Annotated in this window: 4 protein-coding genes; all 4 read right to left on the bottom strand. The window is 73.1% G+C overall.

The genetic code is table 11. The features are described 5' to 3' along the window. Window positions 1-3: 3 nt before the first annotated feature. Entirely contained in the window at window positions 4-765 is a 762-nt protein-coding gene (locus tag ACVHNB_RS20935; protein ID WP_428957202.1) for a polysaccharide deacetylase family protein, read from the bottom strand. A 175-nt stretch (window positions 766-940) separates the two neighbouring features. Next, a complete protein-coding gene (locus ACVHNB_RS20930) occupies window positions 941-16,252 on the bottom strand; it encodes a scabin-related ADP-ribosyltransferase (RefSeq protein ID WP_456225543.1) in 15,312 nt (5,103 codons plus the stop codon). A 27-nt stretch (window positions 16,253-16,279) separates the two neighbouring features. Next, window positions 16,280-16,636, bottom strand: a complete 357-nt coding sequence (locus ACVHNB_RS20925; protein ID WP_456225542.1) for a hypothetical protein — start codon at window positions 16,634-16,636, stop codon at window positions 16,280-16,282. A 2-nt stretch (window positions 16,637-16,638) separates the two neighbouring features. Further along, window positions 16,639-17,088: a YbaB/EbfC family nucleoid-associated protein gene (locus ACVHNB_RS20920; RefSeq protein WP_456225541.1), complete on the bottom strand. Its 450-nt coding sequence runs from the start codon at window positions 17,086-17,088 to the stop codon at window positions 16,639-16,641. Window positions 17,089-17,141: the final 53 nt, after the last annotated feature.

The raw sequence follows: 17,141 nt of genomic DNA, 5'->3' as shown, positions 1-17,141 counted from the left end.
GGCTCAGCGCACCGGGAAGCCGAAGGAGTAGCCCTGCTCCTTGAGCTGAGGGAGGAGCTGGTCCAGGGCTTCGACGGTCTGGCCACGGTCTCCGCCCGCGTCGTGGAAGAGGAGTGTCGGTCCGTTGGGCAGTTCGCGCTCGACGGTGGCGACGATGGCGTCCGTCCCCGGACGCTCGAAGTCCTTGGTGTCCACGTTCCAGCCGAGAGGGCGCATGCCCCGGGAGGCGGCGAGCTTGCGGCTGTAGGGAGTGAAGGCCCCACCGGGTGCCCGGTAGTACAGGGGGCGTACGCCCCCGGACGCCTTGGTGATCATGCGTTCCGCGTCGAGGATCTGCTGCGACTGGTATGTGGTGGCGGCTTTGTCCATGGCGGTGTTGTGCGACACCGAGTGGTCGCACAGCCGGTGTCCGGCCGCGACCACCTTCTTCACGAGGTCCGGGTGGGCCTCGGCCTGCGTCCCGACCATGCAGAACGTGGCCTTCACCCCGTACTTCTTCAGCACGTCGAGCACTTGGGGGGTCCACACCGGGTCGGGGCCGTCGTCGATGGTGATGTTGACGCCGTGCTTCCCGGCCTGTGAGGCATGGGCGATGGTCGTCGCCACCGGCTTGGCGTGCGGCGCGGCCGGGGCGTTCGCCTCGGGCGAGTCCACGGGGCCGGCCTGCGCGGTCCACATCGAGGCACCCGTGGTCAGCAGCGTCACCCCGAGCGCGGCCCCGACCACCTTGCCGTACCAGCCCCGCCCACCGCTGTGCAGTGCCATGTCCGCCCCTTTGCGCGCAGTTCCTTGCCGATCCCCGGTCACCTTGCGACCACCAGGGATGACGAGCCGCACAGGCCAGGGGATGCGTCCGTTACCGATCACGGACAATTCCGGGAAAGATCGCGGACAACGCACGCCGATTCCGGCAGGCCACCGCGTGCGTTCTGTGGGGCGGTCAGTCCGACTGCGGGAAGTTCAGGAAGTCCGCGAAGTTCACGTCGTCCAGGTCGAGTTGCGGCAGTGTCAGGTCGGCCGGGAGGAAGGCGTCCAGGTCGGGCAGGACCGGCATCGTCCACGCCAGTTGTTGGAAGCCGGGTACGGGGTCGAAGAGCGAGGCTGCCGGGTCGAGCAGTACGAAGGCGTGGGCCGCGTGGCCGGGCGGGAGCAGCGCGCGGACGCGTTCCGCCAGGGCGGGGTGGGTCAGCAGTCGGCCCTCGCGTTCCATCCAGGTCCAGCGTTCCTCCGCCCAGCTCGCGTGCGCAGCTGCGTTCTCCGGCGTCGCCGGGGCGTGTTCGCGTGCCCGCAGGCCGTCCTCGATGTCGCGGATCACCGCTCGTGCCAGGGCTTCCCAGCTGTGCCGGGCGAGTTCGTCGACGTAGCCGCGGAACCGGTCGTCGGCGCTCTTCAGGTCGCTGGGCTGGATGCTGTTCGGCCAGGGGAACCACAGCGCGTGCGCGTCGGTGATCAGGACGACGTTGCGGCCGCGTGGCTGGTCGCCGTCCCACTGGTCCGGGTTGAGGATCTGGTCGAGCAGGAGACTTCCCTGCGCCGCGTCGACCGGCATGTCGATCAGGCGGAGGTCGTCGGCCGCGGGAGGGGCGCCGATCGTCGTGAGCCACTGTTCGTCGGACAGCGGGCCCTGTTCCAGTGCCGGGTCGATCACCAGGTAGCCGGTCGTGCCGTCCGGCCGGGTCGCCAGGACAGCGGGGGCGATGTGGTAGCGCCAGGTGATGGCCAGCGGGTTGTGCGTGGTGGCGTTGTGGGCGTTGGACGAGACGACTCCGAGGCGCGGGCCCGCCACCGTGATCTTGCGTACGGACGCGCCCCAGCGCTGCAGTTGGAGCGCCATCAGGTGGGCGCGCAGATAGCAGCCGTCCTCGGGGTGGTTGTGGGGGAGCGGGAGCGTGTCGTAGCGGTAGTGGTGGTAGCGGAGTTGTGCCATGCGGTCGTACCACTGGGCGACCTGCTGCGGGGTGGCGGGAGCGGTGTAGGGGTCGCCCAGGACGTCCTGGACGCGAGCCGCGTCGTCGTGCGCGTACCAGTTGAGCGCCTCGCGCAGATCGGTGCCCGTCAGCTCGTGGAAGGCGTCGGAGACCGCCCAGATGCGGGGCAGGTCGCGGTCCAGGCCGGCCAGGAGGGCGAGTGCGCCGGGGGCGTCTGCGTCCTCCCGCAGGAGTTCGGAGAGCCGCTGCGCGAAGCCGATGGCCTGCGGCAGATGGCGGGGGTGGGCCCCGGGCGCCACGGCGACGGGGCTCAACGGCTGTGACGTGGCGGGGAACTGCGTGACGAGGCCGAGGCCGGTCAGGACGAGTTCGTGGTCCTGCGGCCGAAGGCGCCCCTGCTCCACGGCGTTGTCGAGGACCTCGGCGAGGCTGGTTCCCGCGCGTAGCCGGAAGGCGTCGTCGAAGGATGCCTGCGGCGGGGTGCCCAGCAGGGAGGTGCGGCGGTGCAGGACGCCGAGGAGCGCCGGGACGTCGACGGGCGAGTGTCCGAGCAGGCCCGCCACCTGGGCCGCGAAGTGCTGCTCCAGGTCGGCGAGATGAGGTGCCGAGGCCGGGTTCCCGTCCGCCTGCTGCGGTGCCCGTGGAGCGACGTCGGTCGTGGCTGGTGACGAAGGCCGGGGAAGGGCCACCGGGTCCACCCAGATCGCGCGGCGCGCGGCCGGCGGCGCCGCCGCACGTGCGGAGCGCAGGTCGTCCTCATCCCCGCTCGGGTCGCTGAGCGGTCCTCCGTCCGGGTCGGTACGCGTGTGGAGCGGCACGTCGCCGATCACGGCGGACAGCAGGGCCAGGTGCCTGGGCCGCAGCCCGGCCGCCGCCAGCGCGGAGTCCGGGGGCGCCTGGTCGTACGCGCCGAGGAGACTGCCAGGGACCTGCGCCCGGTGAGCGGAGCCCTGATCCCGGTACTCGTCACGCAGGCCCAGCTGGTGTGCCAGTTCGTGCGCCAGCTCCACGGGGGACGCGTCGCGCCACCACGTGTGCTGGTCCATCGGACGGTCGCGGCCGGCGAGCGTGACCGTCAGGTGCGCGTCGTCGGAGGGATCGGCCCGCTCGACGGTGACGTGCAGACGGTCGCCGCCCGGGAGGCGGTGTGCCGGTGCGTTGAAGAACTCCGCCACGCCTGCGTGCAGTTGATCCAGCACGTGCGATGCCTCGCCGGCATTGCCACCGCGTACGGCGACACGCACCGTCAGGTCGGTCACCGGTTCGCCGGCGTACGTGAATCTGCGGACGTCGAAACCGGAGCGCACGACGTGCCGCGGGCGGTGGTCCCGTGGTGCGCGCGGCGGCAGCGGGCGGTGTCCGGGGTTCGGGGCGTAGGGCCCGAACGGCCGCCCGTCCAGCAGGCGTTGGGCACCGCGCACGAAGCGCGGTGCGATCCCGCCCGGGAAGAGGACCTCCCGCTGGTCGGGGAAGGGAGAGGCGAGGCCCAGGGTGCCGTTGACGTCGATGCCGCCCGGCAGGTCCAGGTCGTAGCGCCAGTGGTGGCGGGCGTCGAGGGCGGCGGACGCCGCCGGTGCCAGGTCGAGGGACCGGCGCGCGTAGTCCGTGTCGCGCGTCGTGCTCACGTAGCCGCTGCTGTCGGAGGCGCCGTTGTAGGCGTGGTCCAGGACGTGCGCGAGGCCGGTGCCGGGCGCGCGCAGACCGTTGAGGAACACCTCGTCGGGGGCCTCCGCCGTGAAGCGGTGCAGGGGCGCGTCGTCGGTGCGCCAGCGCATCGGGTGCGGCAGGTCGTCGAGAGCCGGTGAGGCCTGGGCCGCGGTCCGGCGCGGCGGCACCGGCGGTTGATCGGCGGTCGGCGCGTCCTCCCACGACAGGGGTACGAGCGAACCCGGTGTGTCACCCGGTGCGGTACGGAAGCGCGACGAGGCGATCAGGCCCCGTGTGCGATGGAACCAGTCCCAGGCGGGCCCCTCGTCGTGGATCCGGCCCGTGTCGTCCGTGACCCGGCCCGCGCCAGGACCCTCGGCGCTGAACCGGCCGCGCAGCCCCAACGAGGCGTTCTCCGCAGCGAGTTCGGTGGAGTGCGGATCGGCGTCGACCTGTCCCCGTACGGTCCAGCCCTGTCCTTCGTGCAGGACCGGGAACTCGCCCGAGGCGAGCGTGTCCCCTTCGTCGTCGCGCGGGAACTGCGTGATCTGCGGGTGCTGTGGTGGTGCGGAACCGGAGCGGGCGCCCGACAGCGTGTGGAGCTCGAACGCGCCCTCCTCGCCCGGGGGTGTGCTCGCGGGATCGGGCGACGGGATGTCCTCGCGCGCGGACGCCGACGGCGGTGTGTGCTGGAGCAGCGGGACGAAGTCGCCGCCCCGACGGCGCAGTACGAGCTGCGTGTCGCCCGAGCCGAAGGTGTGGGCGGTGCCGTTCTCCTCGACCAGCGTGACCCGGGCGCCGGACGCGCGAGCCGCCCACCGGGCCATCGCCTGGTCCGCTTCCTGCCCCCAGGCCGCCGTGGCGAGATGCTCGCGCAGGATGCGGGCCCGCTCGAAGTCGCTCGGTGCCGGTGCGCCGCGCCGGGGCCGAACCGGCGGCGGCCGGAACAGCGCGTCGCGGTCCGCGGCCCGGCCCGGCAGCCCGTGCAGCCGCATCAACTGGGCCGGTGACGAGCCCGCCCGCACCCGCAGACGCGCGGCATCGCTGCGGGAGGTGCCCGGGAGACGGGAGGCGTGCCGCATGGCCTGGGACAGCGCTCCGAAGAACCCGTTGCCCCGTTCGCTCGGCGTGCCCTGGCGGTAGGTGCTGCCGTCCGGAGCCGTCAGGACTCCTGTGGCGGCGAGCCGGAAGCCGGGACGCCCGGACGCCTCGCCCGCTGTGGGTGGCGACCATGGAGGCGTGGTGTGCGTGCGGTGGCCGGAGACCTGCGCCGGAGTGTCGACCGGCGTGGTGTCGGTCGACGTGGCCGGGCGCGGTACTGCGGGCGGCGGAGGCGGTGAGCCCGCTGGGAGGGCGACCTGGAAATGATCGTCCGTGACGAACAGGGTCAGTTCGGGGCCGGAAGCGTCGGGATCCGATCCGGTCGGCACGAACCGCTGATGGTGTCCGTCCGCGGTGACCACGGTGACCGGCGTGCGCAGGACGCGCGCGGCCAGGGCCGGCAGCAGATCGGCCGCGCCGTGGTTCCACGCCCGGTCGTCCGTGCCGAACGGACGGGACAGAGCTTCGGACGCGAGACGCAGCCGCTCGCCCTCGCTCAGCCAGCGCGGCTGGGGCAGCGCGCCGCGGGCGCTGAACTCCGCCTGATGTGGGCCGTCCAACTCGACTTCGGCCGCGGCCAGTTCCTCGGCGGTGAAGGCCTCATTGGCCTCGGGAGCCAGTGCCGACAGCAGGTCCTCGTTGCCACGCTGCCCCAAGGCGTCGACGATTCGGGTGCGCGCCTCTTCGATCGGATCGGTGCCGGTCGGTGTGCCGTCGCCCAGCGGGGCCTGTACGCCGTGGTGGTGCGCCGCGGCGAGCAGCGCATGGAAGAAGGACGCCCCGTCCTTGGGGACGTCGTGCACGTCCCACACCGTCGAGCCGTCGGGTGAGGTGAGGGTGCGCGGACCGGATCCCGCGCCGTCCGTGACCGTGTAGGTGGCGGGTGCCGCGGAGCGCCAGTCCGGCTCCTGGTAGGCGGACTTGGTCGCCTCCTCGCCTTCCGCAGCGGTGGAGTCGGGTGTCGTTGTGCCGGGTGTCGGGTGGGTGACGCGGAACGCGGCCGCGTGGAGACGGTGGGCCTGCTCGGCCGCCGCTGCCGCGTGGCCCTCCCACGTGGCCGCCTCCTCGCGCGCGGCGCGCCAGCTCCGCACCGCGGGCGAGGCGTTGTCACTGCTCGCCCCGGGCTGCGTCTCGAATCCGCCGGCGGCCGACGCACGTTCCTCGTCCGTCATGTCGAGCCATGCCGTGCGGGCCTGCGCCCGGGCGTCGTAGTAGCGCTTGTCGGCCTCGGTGAGGTCCGCCTGCGCCTGGGTGAGGTCGTCCCAGGCCTGCCGTGTCGTCTCGGGGAACGTGGTGTCGTCCAGCAGGCCCAGGTCCGCGGCGATGTCCTCGCGCACCCACACCAGAGCCGTCGTCCCGGCCTCGGCCGCGCGCGGCCCGCGCCGGGCCCGCCCCAGGGCTTGCAGGGCGCGGCTGTCGGTGAGGTGGTGGTCGGCCTCGACGACGGACAGCCAGCGCACCGGCAGGGCGAAGAGCATGCTGCGCGGGGTCGCCACCTTGAGGTGGGTACCGAGGCCCGATTCGACCGAACCCTTCAGCTGCGTGCCGTCGGTGGCACCCCCCACGGTCGCGGAGGCACCGGGGGTGATCACACCGGCCTGGCTGGTGCCCGCCATCGGGGAGGTGCCGACGGCCGCCTCGGTGGTGGTGGCGGAACCCGCGTCGAGGGTGTCGGAGGTCTTGCCGCGGACCGCACCCTCCATACGGGGCTTGTTCTCCACGGCCAGCAGCCGCGCGCCGCGCCGGCTCAGCTTGGCGTACATGCGCACGTCCGCCGTGTGCGACTGGCCCAGCAGCCGGGCGGACGACAGCTGCGGCAGCCCGAGGCCCTGCGCCGAGAGCGCCTCGCGCAGTCCGGCCGTCAACCCGGTCTGCCCCGCCGCCTCTTGCTGCGCCTGCGCAGGGGCGGTGCCGAGCGCGGTGAGCGGGGTGCGCCGCGCCTTGCGTACGGCTTCGGTGAGGGCGTCGCCGTCGAGGGTGGTGCCGAGGTCCCGGTCGCCGGTGCCGTCGGCCCGAGCCGTCGCGAGCGTGAGGGCGTCGTGGACGGTGGGCGCGCCCAGGATGTCGACGGGCAGGAACCCGGTCCCGACCTTGTCGTCCAGCACGAGGTCGGAGTCCTCCGCCCGCCAGTCGGACACCGCGTCCGCCTTCGCCTGAAGGGCCGTCAACAGACGCACAGTGCGCGGCGGTTCGGGTACATCAGCCACTTCGCCGGTGTCGCCGTCGGGTGTGAGCAGGCTGACGGGCAGGAGTTCGCGCAGGGTGCCGACGTTGCCGGAGACCGTGTCGAACAGCGCGTCGCCCGTGCTGTCCGTCGCCGTCACCTCCAGCTCGTAGCCGGTGACGAGTTCGGCATGGGACTGCGTGGTGGCGATGTTGGGGCTCGCGCTGGTGCCGACGGCCCGGGAGCGGCCGGACTGCTGCTGTTCCGCCGCGCTGCCCTGGAGGGTGGGGCCGATGCCGAGCAGCCCGCCGTCGCGGGCCACGGCCGGGGACTCGGAGGCGGCGAGCGTCACGTCGCCGCCCCGGTCCTGGGACGTGCCGCCGCTGGTGTCGCGGGCGGTGGGCCGGTAGTCCTCCACCTCATAGCCGGTACGCAGCCGGTCGACGGTCGTGGTCACCGGGCGCAGCCGGAACCGGAGCTGCCCGGGGCTGCCGCCCGTCGGCAGATCGCCTGGCCTGGCCCAGGCCCGGTACTGCACGGGCAACGTCACGCCCTCGGTGCTGAGTTCGTGGAGCTGTCCGCGCAGGAAGTCCGGGGACAGCATCTGCAGCACCTGTTCCCGGTCGTGCGAGGGCACGCCCAGCGCCTCAAGGCGCGGCAGGAGTTCGCGTGCGTGGTGGCTCGCGTCGAGCAGGCCCGTCGGATGCGTGGCGAACCGGCGGTTTCGCAGGAACGGCGGAACGCGGTAGCCGCCCGCCAGGTGGTGCGGGGTGCTCGTGCTCAGGCCGTCCGGCGCGAGCCCGGTCTCGATGGCGTCCTGCATCGGCAGGTGCAGCAGCACGGCGTCCCGCACCTCGTGGGTGCGGGCCGCCGCGGGGCGCTGCCGGGGCACCAGGTGGTCCGCCGCCCACGGCGACACCCGACCGGCCCACGAGCGCAGCGACGTCGCCGCCCGCGTGCCCGCGAGACCCAGCGCGGCGCTCCAGCGGTCCCGTACGGCGACGGTCTCGGTGAGGTCGGCGGACACCGGGTACGTGCGGCCGGTGTAGGTCAGGATCGTGTTGCGGCCGCTGCCGAGCGTCTCACTGGCGGAGGCGCCCTTGCCCCACGCGAGCTGCCCGCCGGCCGCGTAGCTGCCGTGCACCGGGTGGTGGCCGTCCACGTGCTGCGGCGACAGGGAGCCCTGCAGGCCGACCGTCGTGCGGGAGGAGGTGCCCGAGCTGCCGGTCGTGCGGTGGTCGGCGCCGGTGGTGACCTCGAAACTGCCCTGGTTCGGGTCTCCGGTCACGCGCAGCCGTCGCAACCGGGCGTGGAGCGTCGCCTTGATGTGGTGGGTCTGCAGCGGGCCCGCCGCGTGCAGCCCGGTGACACGTTGCCCGAACGGGCCCAGGATCTGGCCGATGTGGCCCGCCACGGACAGGTTCTCCATGGCGCGGCGCAGGGCGCCCCGCACGGGGGTGCCGGGTGTGGTGACGTGCCAGGAACTGCCGGTCGCTTGCGCGGCCGTCCGTTCGGCCACCTGCTGCCGCTGCTGAGCTCCCTCCGCGCTGAGCACGGCGAAGGGGCGGCTTAGCACATCCCGGGTCCACGTGACGTCCGTGGCGTCCGGATCGGAAGAGGGGCCGGTGCCGTCGACGAGGCGCTCCGCCTCCTCGGGCGTCAAGTTCCCTTCGGGGGACGGGTGTTCGGTGTCCTGAGACGGGGTGCCTGTGCTCGGCGCGTAGCGGGGTGAACTGTGGGCGGCCGGCGCGGCCAGCTCGACCCGGCCCACGGGGGCCGCGCCACCGTCGAACAGGGGCCGCGGCCGGACCGTACTGACGAAGACTCCGGCGCCCAGAGCGCCGACCGTCGCCAGCCGGGCCCAGCCGCGCGGACGCCGATGCCCGTCGAACGTCGCGTTCAACTCGACGCGGTAGCTGAACAGATGGGCTGCCGTCTGCGCCGTGAGGTGGTCGTTGGTGACCGCGACCGTGGTGCGCGTGGCGTGCTGACGCCCCCAGGCGTGCCGGACGCCGAGGGTCAGACCGCCGATGCGGCGCGCCCAGCCGGTCTCCGGCGCCTTCGCCTTGTCACGGGGCGAGATCCCGAGCTCGGCCCCCACGGACTGCGTACTGGAGGCCTGCCGTGCCTGGCCGAGCTGCTGCGTGGCGCTCACGGAATTGCGCAACGACCGCTCGCTCAGCGACGTCTCGTAGCGTCGGTCCGTCAGCCGGGCCGTCAGCGTGAGGGTGTGGTGACCGCGCCGCACCGGACCGTCCTCGGTGAGACTCACCGGCACACCCGTGGTCGTCAGGACCTCCAGGCTCTGCGCGAGCGTGGGGCGGCTGAGCGCGTCGCGGACCTGACGGTCGTTGTGCAGCGCGACCCGCGTACGTCCGTCGCCGTACAGCAGGCGTGCCAGGCGCGGGTGACGGCGCTCCCACGGGGCGGGGAAGAGCGCCGGGTACGACTGATGGAGCGCGTCCAGGGCTGCGTCGGCGAACGTCGCCATCGGGTCCGGCGCCGCCACAGGGCCGGGCTCGCCGTCGGCAGGCGGGAGCTGTTCGGGGACGAAGCCCTCCGCTCGGGTGTGACCCAGGTGCGAGGGATCGTCCGCGGCGAGGTACGGCGGCGCCGCGGGCTCCGGAGCGGGCTGCGGGCCGGTCTGCCCGGGAGTCCGCGTGTCCCACTCGGCGAGCCGTTGCGCCTCGGAGGTGGGGATCCAGTCCAGGGTGACGACGCGGAACGGTCGTGCCGCGGAAGCCGGTTCACCGGGCCGGCGGACGTAGAGCGTCTTCTCGACCTGGTACAGCGCCACCGGGGTGCCCTTGACCCGGCCGGTGATCTTCCGAGCCGCCGAACCGCCGATGTAGTGGGCACGGCCCGCGCCGAGATCGAGGCGGGCCATCGGGCCGCCCTGGACCCGCACGTCCGCCGCCGCACCCTGGTACATGTGGTTGGGCCCGGCAGTGATCTGCGCGCCGAAGCGCGTCTCACGGGTGTGGGTGCGCTCGTTCTGCTGCGTGATCTGGTCGACGTTGCGGAGCTCCACCTTCGTCGCCTCGGTCACCCGTGTGCCCTTGTGCGACACGGCGCGTTCCACGATCAGGTGGCCCAGCGGGTGCTGCGAGCGACCGCGCGTCAGTTCGGGACCGACGACCTGCCCCGACAGCCGCGGGAACAGCCCGAGCAGGCTGCCCGGGCGCAGGAACGAAACGAGCGTGCGGTGCGCCGAACTCCCGGGCCGCGCACCGGACATGGCGAGCGCGAGATCCTCCGGCGAGTCCCGCAGGTGCAGCGCCGTCGTGTCCGCGACGCGCGGCGCGGCACCGTCGCGGAAGGTGATCGTCTCCGGCGCGCGGGTGGGACCCGTGTACGGCTCGGTCAGGCTGTCCGGGAGCCGCCAGGTCAGGCCGCCCCGCACCGCGAAGCCGCCCTCGTGCACCGGCTGCCGGTGCCACCCCGGCGACATCGCGCCGGGCCCTCGCGGGGTGGTGTCGGGCCCGGGGGTGACCCGGTCGACGCGCACCCGGTAGTACACGTCGTCCACATGCAGGTGCGAGCCGTCCATCGCCCGCCACTCGGACTGGCTGAACGCCTGGCTTCCCGTGGAGTAGTCGGTGCGCCGCGACCGGCCGATGGAGGCACCGAGCTTCAGCAGCCATTCCAGCGGCGGGCCCAGACTGATCGCTCCGGCGGCCCGGCGCAGCGTGGCGACACTGCGGGAGACCCCGGTCGACGCCTGGCCGCGACGCAGGGTGTCGACCTTCGTCGTCGCCCCGTCGGCGTCGGCGAACCGCTCCCACCGGTGGTACGGGACGGCCTCGACCGTGATCTCGTACCCCACCTCGGAACGTTCGCGCGCCACGAATCCGGCGCCGCGCGGCCCGGTGAACGCGCCGGGCTCCTCGGCCAGCAACCGCCGCAGTTCCGCGTCGTCGAAGCGGTCGCGCACCTGCTGCGGCAGTCCGCGGACGATCTCGTCGGCCACCTGATCCGGATCGCGCAGCGTCGCCCTGCCCAGCCCGGACATCAGGCCGCCCGAGGGGCCACGGGCGTCGTCCGCGTCGGGCCCGATGAGGGCGGTCGGAAGGCGGCTGCCGTCGTCGAAGGTGACCGTCGAGGGAGGCGGGCCGGGCGGGGGCGCGTCCGCTCCGGTCAACAGGCGTGTGGGGCGATGCCGTTCGAGCTGCGTTTCCAGCGGTACCTTCTCGCCGGTGGCCGGCTCGGCCGGGTCCGCGCCGTCCGCCGTCGAGACGCCGTCGTCGACGACGGACGGGGCGCCTTGCGTGCTCCCCGAGCTCTTCGTGGCCCCGTCGAGCGCGTCGGACAGCCGCTGCTCGGTCTCCTCGGCGCGACGCTGGGCGTCCGCCACGACGTCGTCGGCGGCGGACGGCAGTGTGGTGTCCGGGAGGACCGGGGCGCTGCGCAGACGGGCCGCCGCCGACGGCTCGTCGCGCAACGCCTCGTCCAGCGACCGCATGCTGTCCAGCCAGTCCTGGAACAGGTCCTGCGTCCGGGCGGGTTCCGGGACCGTCTTGACGGGCGGCGGGGCAGGCGCCGGGGTGGTCGTCGGGGCCGGTGCGGCGAGGCCCTCGTAGTGGTCGCGGCCGTTGTACGCGACGTACAGCGTCCCGCCACGGCCTCCGGGGTGCAGCGCGGTGACGGCGCCGTTGCGCACCACCCGCAGGTCCAGGTCCGCCGCACGTGCCAGCGCGGTCGGCACGAGGTCCCCGAACGGCGACGACCACAGACCGGTACGGGCCGCCGTCGCGGCGAGCAGACCGCCACTGCCCGTCCGCCGCGCGGCCTCGGGCGTGGGAGCGACATCGAGGAGGCCAGGGTAGGAACTCTCGCGGAGCAGCCGCTGCCAGGTCGTCACATCGCCGGCCAGCGCGGCCTGAGAGAGAGCGTCCCAGGCGGACTCGGCCGCCCGCCGGGTAGCGGCGTCGTCGAGATGCGAGCCGGCCAGGAACCGCTCGCGCAGATCGTCGACGACGGTCCGCACCGGGTCCGGCGCCGACTCCGTGAGCGCGTCGGCGAGTTCGGAACCGTTGAGACCGGTGTGCAGCAGTGTGCGCAGCCCCGCGACGTCCGTCTGCGCCCACTGCGGCGCGACACCCTGAGCGCGGGCCCCGGTGAGCACGGCACGGAAGAAGCAGTCGCCGTCCGCGGCGGTCGGCACCGTCCGGAAGGAGCGGCCTTCGACCTGCACCGCGCCCCGAAAGCCTCCGGCCTTCAGCCCGAGGACCTCCAGGTCGTCCAGGGGCGTGACGTCGGTGCGTACGGTGGGCGGGGAGGACGCGGCAGCCAGGTCGGGCCGGCGGGCGAGCAGAGTGGCCGTGTCCTCGGGGCTCAGCGCCAGCTCGGACAACGGCAGCGGAGCATCGGACAGTTGCCAGGTGATACGGGCCGCGGGAGCGTATTGCAGACCCTGTACGTCCTCGGGGGACACCAGCGTGTCCGGCGGCAGTTGCGGGGCGGGGGAGTGCAGCAGACGGGCCAGCGTCGTGTCGGTGTCGCCGCTGGAAGCCAGTCGCGCGGCGTCGCGCAGGAAGGCGATGTGCGCGTCCGGAGTGGGTGCTGTGGGGGAGGCCGCGGTGTCCCCGTGGCTGACCATGCGCTGCAGCAGACCGGGGGTCATGCGCCCGTCGGTGAACCGGCCTTCCGGGTCGGGAGAGCGCCAGCGCAGGCCGTCCACGTAGGCCAGACCGCTCAGCAACTCGGCCGCGTCCGGGCGCTGTTCGGCATCGTGGCCGAGCACACCGCGCAGCGTTCGCACGTGTTGCAGGGTCCGGGCGCGGGCGAACGGATCGGCCGGCCCCGGGCCGGTGTGCAGACCGCTGGTCCGGGCGAGTGCGTCCAGGTCCCGTCCCGACGGCTCCGGAGTGAACAGGCGCCATGCGCCCGGACCTTCGGGACCCTCGGTGAGAACGGCACGCACCTCGCCGTCCCGGTCCTTGGCCGTACCGGCTTCGCTCGTGGGGGCGTAGACGCGACGGCCCGTACGGTTCGCCACATGCTGGGCGACCGGAAGTCCGGCGACTTCGGGCCGGCGGCCGGTCTCGCACGAGTACAGCACCAATGGCCGCTCGGTGGCGCCGTCCTTGTTCCACGCGCGCAGCACGTTCCCCAACTGCACGCCGCTTACCACGACGGACGGACGGCCGGTGTCGCCGGTGCCCAGCGTGACCGTACGAGGGGTGCCGTGAGCCACGAAGTAGTCCGCACCGTGTTCCGTGCCCGAGCCGGGCAGCGGCCGCGGCGGGCCGGTGAAGACGGCCCGGGGCGCGCCGTTCTGCCGAGGTGGCGTCCCGCCGTGGGACGGAAGTGTCGCGCGGGCGGTGCGATAGGTGTCCTGATCGAGCAGGCGCTCCCGGCCGGTGGCGCGCGAAGTGCCGTCCTCGACCGTGCTCTGCGAGACGGTCAACGTCCGCACAGCTCCGCCCTGTTGGGCGCGAGCCGGATCTCCGACGACCCGCTTGCGGATCTGATCCAGAGGGAGCGTGTGTCCGTCGAGAGTGGTGACCGACGGGGTGGTGGCCGGAGAGGGGGCGCCGGGGGCGTCGATCGGCCGGGTGACGACGAGGCGACTCTGGGGCGCGGGCTGCGGGGGCTTGGGTGTGACCGGTCCTTGGTGCTGCGGTGTGCCGACGGGCGTCGTGGCCACGGGGGTGACCGGTGGTGGCGTCGTGGTGGGAGCGACGCTGCCCGACTCCAGGTGCAGGTCGGTGGCCACGTCCGCCGTGTCTGTGTCCGTGTCTGTATCAGTGTCCGAGCCCGAGTGCGCGTCTGCGCCGGTGTTTGTGCTCGTGGACGGTTGGGGCTCGGCCGCGAGAGGCGCTGTCGTGCTGGTCGTGCTGGTCGTGGCGGGCTGCGGATCCGCTGTGGATTCTGTGGTCGGGGAAGGCGTGGAGGTGGTGGGTGGGGGCGTGAGGGTCCGGTCCGTGCCCACCGTTGCGGAGCTCTCGGTGACAGGACGCGCCGCCGGGGCGTCCGAGTCGACCGGGGCGGCCGAAGAGGTCGCGCCGAGGGCCTGGGTCACGGGACGCAACACGTCCGAACCGGGGAACTCCGATGGGCCCTGGGCCGGGGGAGAGGTGGGCAGCGGGCGGACCTGCACCGGCCCGCTCGGCACGTCCCGGGACAGGACGGCGGCCTCGCGCGGTGGTGCCGGGGTTCCCGGCGCAGGGGAAGCAGTGGGTGGCGGGCCGAGGACCACGGCGTGGTCGGCGCCGGACGCGTCGAGCAGGCGCGTCGCGGAGGCCGGGGCGTCGAGGGAGAGGGGCGTGTCCGAGACCATGACGGTCAGGGGACGACCGGGCTCTGCCAGCGGGGCGACGGTGTTGGACGACTCGAGGAGCGTCGGCTCCGGCGTGCTGTTGGGCTCGGGCTCCACGGTGCCGGTGTCCTGACTGGTGGCGGAGCCGCTCGGCTCTGCTGCTGAAGAAGGTCCAGGAGCAGTGCTTGAAGCAGGGTCTGAAGCAGGTCCAGAAGCAGGGTCTGCGACAGGCGTGGGTGACGTGTCCCCGGCCGGTGGTGTGGTGGTCGGCTGATGTGCCTGTGCCTGTGCCTGTGCCTGTGCCGTCTCGTCGTGCGCCGCGTCGGCCGCCGGGGGCGCCGTGTTCTGGGTCGTCTCCGGTGCACGGTTGGCGGAGGGCGTCGGTGCGGAAGACGGCGGGGCAGGAGCGGTTCCCGGACCGGTGGTCGTGCTGGAGGGTGCTTGCGTGATCCCGTCGGGGGAGGAGGAGACCTGCGTAGGCCCTGCGGTCGGGGACGAGTCCACGGTGGCCGCGCCGGGCGGCCCGGTGACGGTCACCTGCGGGCCGAGCCCCTGCAGGGCATGGCGGACGTCGGCGATGTCGGCTGCCGCCGCCGGGCCCGTTCCGCCGGACACGACCCGGATCTCGGGAACGTCCGACAGCTGATGGTGGAGCGCGTCGCGTACGCCGATCTCGTCGACACCGGGAGGGGGCGTGCCCCGCGACTCCCCGATGGCTTCGAGGGCGGCGTTCCGCGCTTCGGGGGAGCCGGTGTGGACGTCACGCCACAAGTCGCTCTCGGTCTCCGGCACCGTACGAGTCGAAGTCGGCGGGGCGGCGTACTGGTCGTTGAAGTCCCGCTCACCCAGGCCGTCTTGAGGACCTGTGGATGTCGCGCTGTCGCGACTGTCCTCGCCGTGCGGGGCGTTGTCGGTGCCGTGGTCGTTGCCGTCGGTGCTGGCGCCGCCGACCGGACCTGTGCCCGACACCGTGGGCGGCGGCTGGTTGCGCAGGTCGGCCACGAAGTCGCGCAGACCGTTGCCCGTGTTGATGGCACCCGTGTTGAGCGCCGAGCCGACCCGGTCGCTGACGCCCGCGCCCACGAACGTGGACCAACTCGTCGACCAGTCACCGTAGAAGAGCCCGCCCGCGATGATCTCCGCGAGGGACTCGGCGCCTCCGGAGGCGATGAAGTCGGAGGTCTCCTTGACGACATGGTGTCCGGTGATCGCGCCCTTGCCGGGCCCGTCGCCGGGCAGATCCGGGCCGTCTCCCTTGGGAGCGTCAGGGTCGGGCCTCGGGGCGTCGGGACCGTTCCCCTTGGGCGTGTCGGGGCCGGGCTTCGGGGCGTCGGGACCGTTCCCCTTCGGGGTGTCGGGCCCGTGCTTCGGGAGGTCGGGGCCGTTCTTGGGGAGATCCGGTCCGCCGTTCTTGAAGTTGAGGTCCGGGCCGCCCTTGAGGAAATTGTTGTCGTACCCGTTGAGGATGTTCTTGGCGGCGCCGTGGAAGATGCTGGCGAAGCCGCCGGCGAGCGCGCCGAACGCCCCGTCCTTGAGGATCTGCCCCCAGTCGAACCCGTCCGGCCTGCGGCCGTCGGGACCGGCCAGCATCATGCCGAGGCGCACGACGAAGGTGGTGAACGCCTCCTCCAGCGCCTCGGTCAGCGACGGCAGCAGATGCATCCGCTCCAGCAGATGGCTGAGCGTGGTGAGGATGAGCAGGCGGCTGCGCGCCTTGGCCAGGGCGATCTGGGTGAGCGAGGCACCGCCGGTGAAGTACGACAGCGCGAGGTAGAAGGCGATCTCGATGAGGAGCCGGATGACCTCCGCGATCACCTGCCACTTGGACTCCAGGATGTCCATGGAGGCCTTGACCCGGCCGTCGGCGATCTTGTCGAGCTGGTCGCCGAACTCGCGCAGATAGTTCTTGCCGCCGTCGTCGATGAGCATGCTCATGGCCCGGACGTACTCACGGCCGACGTCGTCCGGCATGGCCGTGGAGATGTCCCGTACGGACTTCTCGATCAGCCCCGACAGATCGCGCACACGCTTGCCCAGCCGCCCGTACGGCTGGCGGCTCGCGTACGCCATGTCCTCGTCGGCCTGGAGGAGACGTTCCCCGGTGAGGATGAACAGCATGGCGTTCACCTCGGGCGACGCCTGCATGCTCATCGGGACGCTCCTCGCCCGGAGCGGCTGTCAGTGGCGCGCATGACCGCCGTTCACGTCGCTGATCCGGCTGCTCTGCTTGGAGATGTCCTCCAGCGCCTGGTTCTTGATCGCCTTCATGGTGTCGAGGTTGGTGAGAGTGCCCTCCGTGATGGCGACGACCGCATCACGGATGGCCATGCTCGTGTCCTTGGTGGTCTGCCGCTCCTTGCGCTCCTGAGGCTTCACCTTCTGGGCGAAGTCGTCACTGGTACCGGGCCAGGAGACGGTCCCGCTGATCTCGTCGAGGAAGTCCGCGGTCATACTGCGCGCGGCCTCCGCGATCTCCTCCAGTTGCCGCACCCCGGCCTGAATGCGTTGCGGGTCGCCGTAGTAGCGGTCCGACATGGCTACTCCTCACCGTCCTCGCCGAGCGCGTCCCGCCACGGCGCGTCAGCCGGCCGGCCGGCCGCCCCGTCCCGCTCGCGCACCACCTCCGGGCCGAACATCTTCTCCCAGTCCACGTCAAGTCCCCGCAGCTCCGGCACGCCCGTGCTGGCCTCGGTGAACGGCGCCATGGCCCGCATGACGTGCCGGCCCACCCGGACCCGCGCCTCCTGCGCGGCCTCCAGCACACTCGCCGCCAGCTCCTGGGCCGACATCGAGCGGTACTTGCCGTCGAGGAACTCCAGGTCCGCCAGCTCGCCCTGGGCGCCGACGGTGACGCGTACGGCGCGGTCGGAGGAGACGGCGCCGAACGAGGCGTCGCGCAGCTCCTGCTCCGTCCGCGCGACCGCCTCCTGCGTGGCCTTGAGTTCGGCCATTGCCCGGTCGATGCGCTGCTCCAGCGAATCCGTCACTTCTCTTCCCTCTCCTGCCGTACGACGTGCGCGGCGCGCCTGCCGCCCCTGGA

This window comes from Streptomyces sp. YJ-C3 (assembly GCF_053891275.1).
The sequence above is the reverse complement of the archived record's forward strand: the minus strand, read 5'-3'. Positions and strand labels throughout refer to the sequence as shown.

Coding starts and splice junctions, on each gene's coding strand:
- ACVHNB_RS20930 (WP_456225543.1), bottom strand. CDS start 16,252: ATGAGCATGCAGGCGTCGCCCGAGGTGAACGCCATGCTGTTCATCCTC.
- ACVHNB_RS20925 (WP_456225542.1), bottom strand. CDS start 16,636: ATGTCGGACCGCTACTACGGCGACCCGCAACGCATTCAGGCCGGGGTG.
- ACVHNB_RS20935 (WP_428957202.1), bottom strand. CDS start 765: ATGGCACTGCACAGCGGTGGGCGGGGCTGGTACGGCAAGGTGGTCGGG.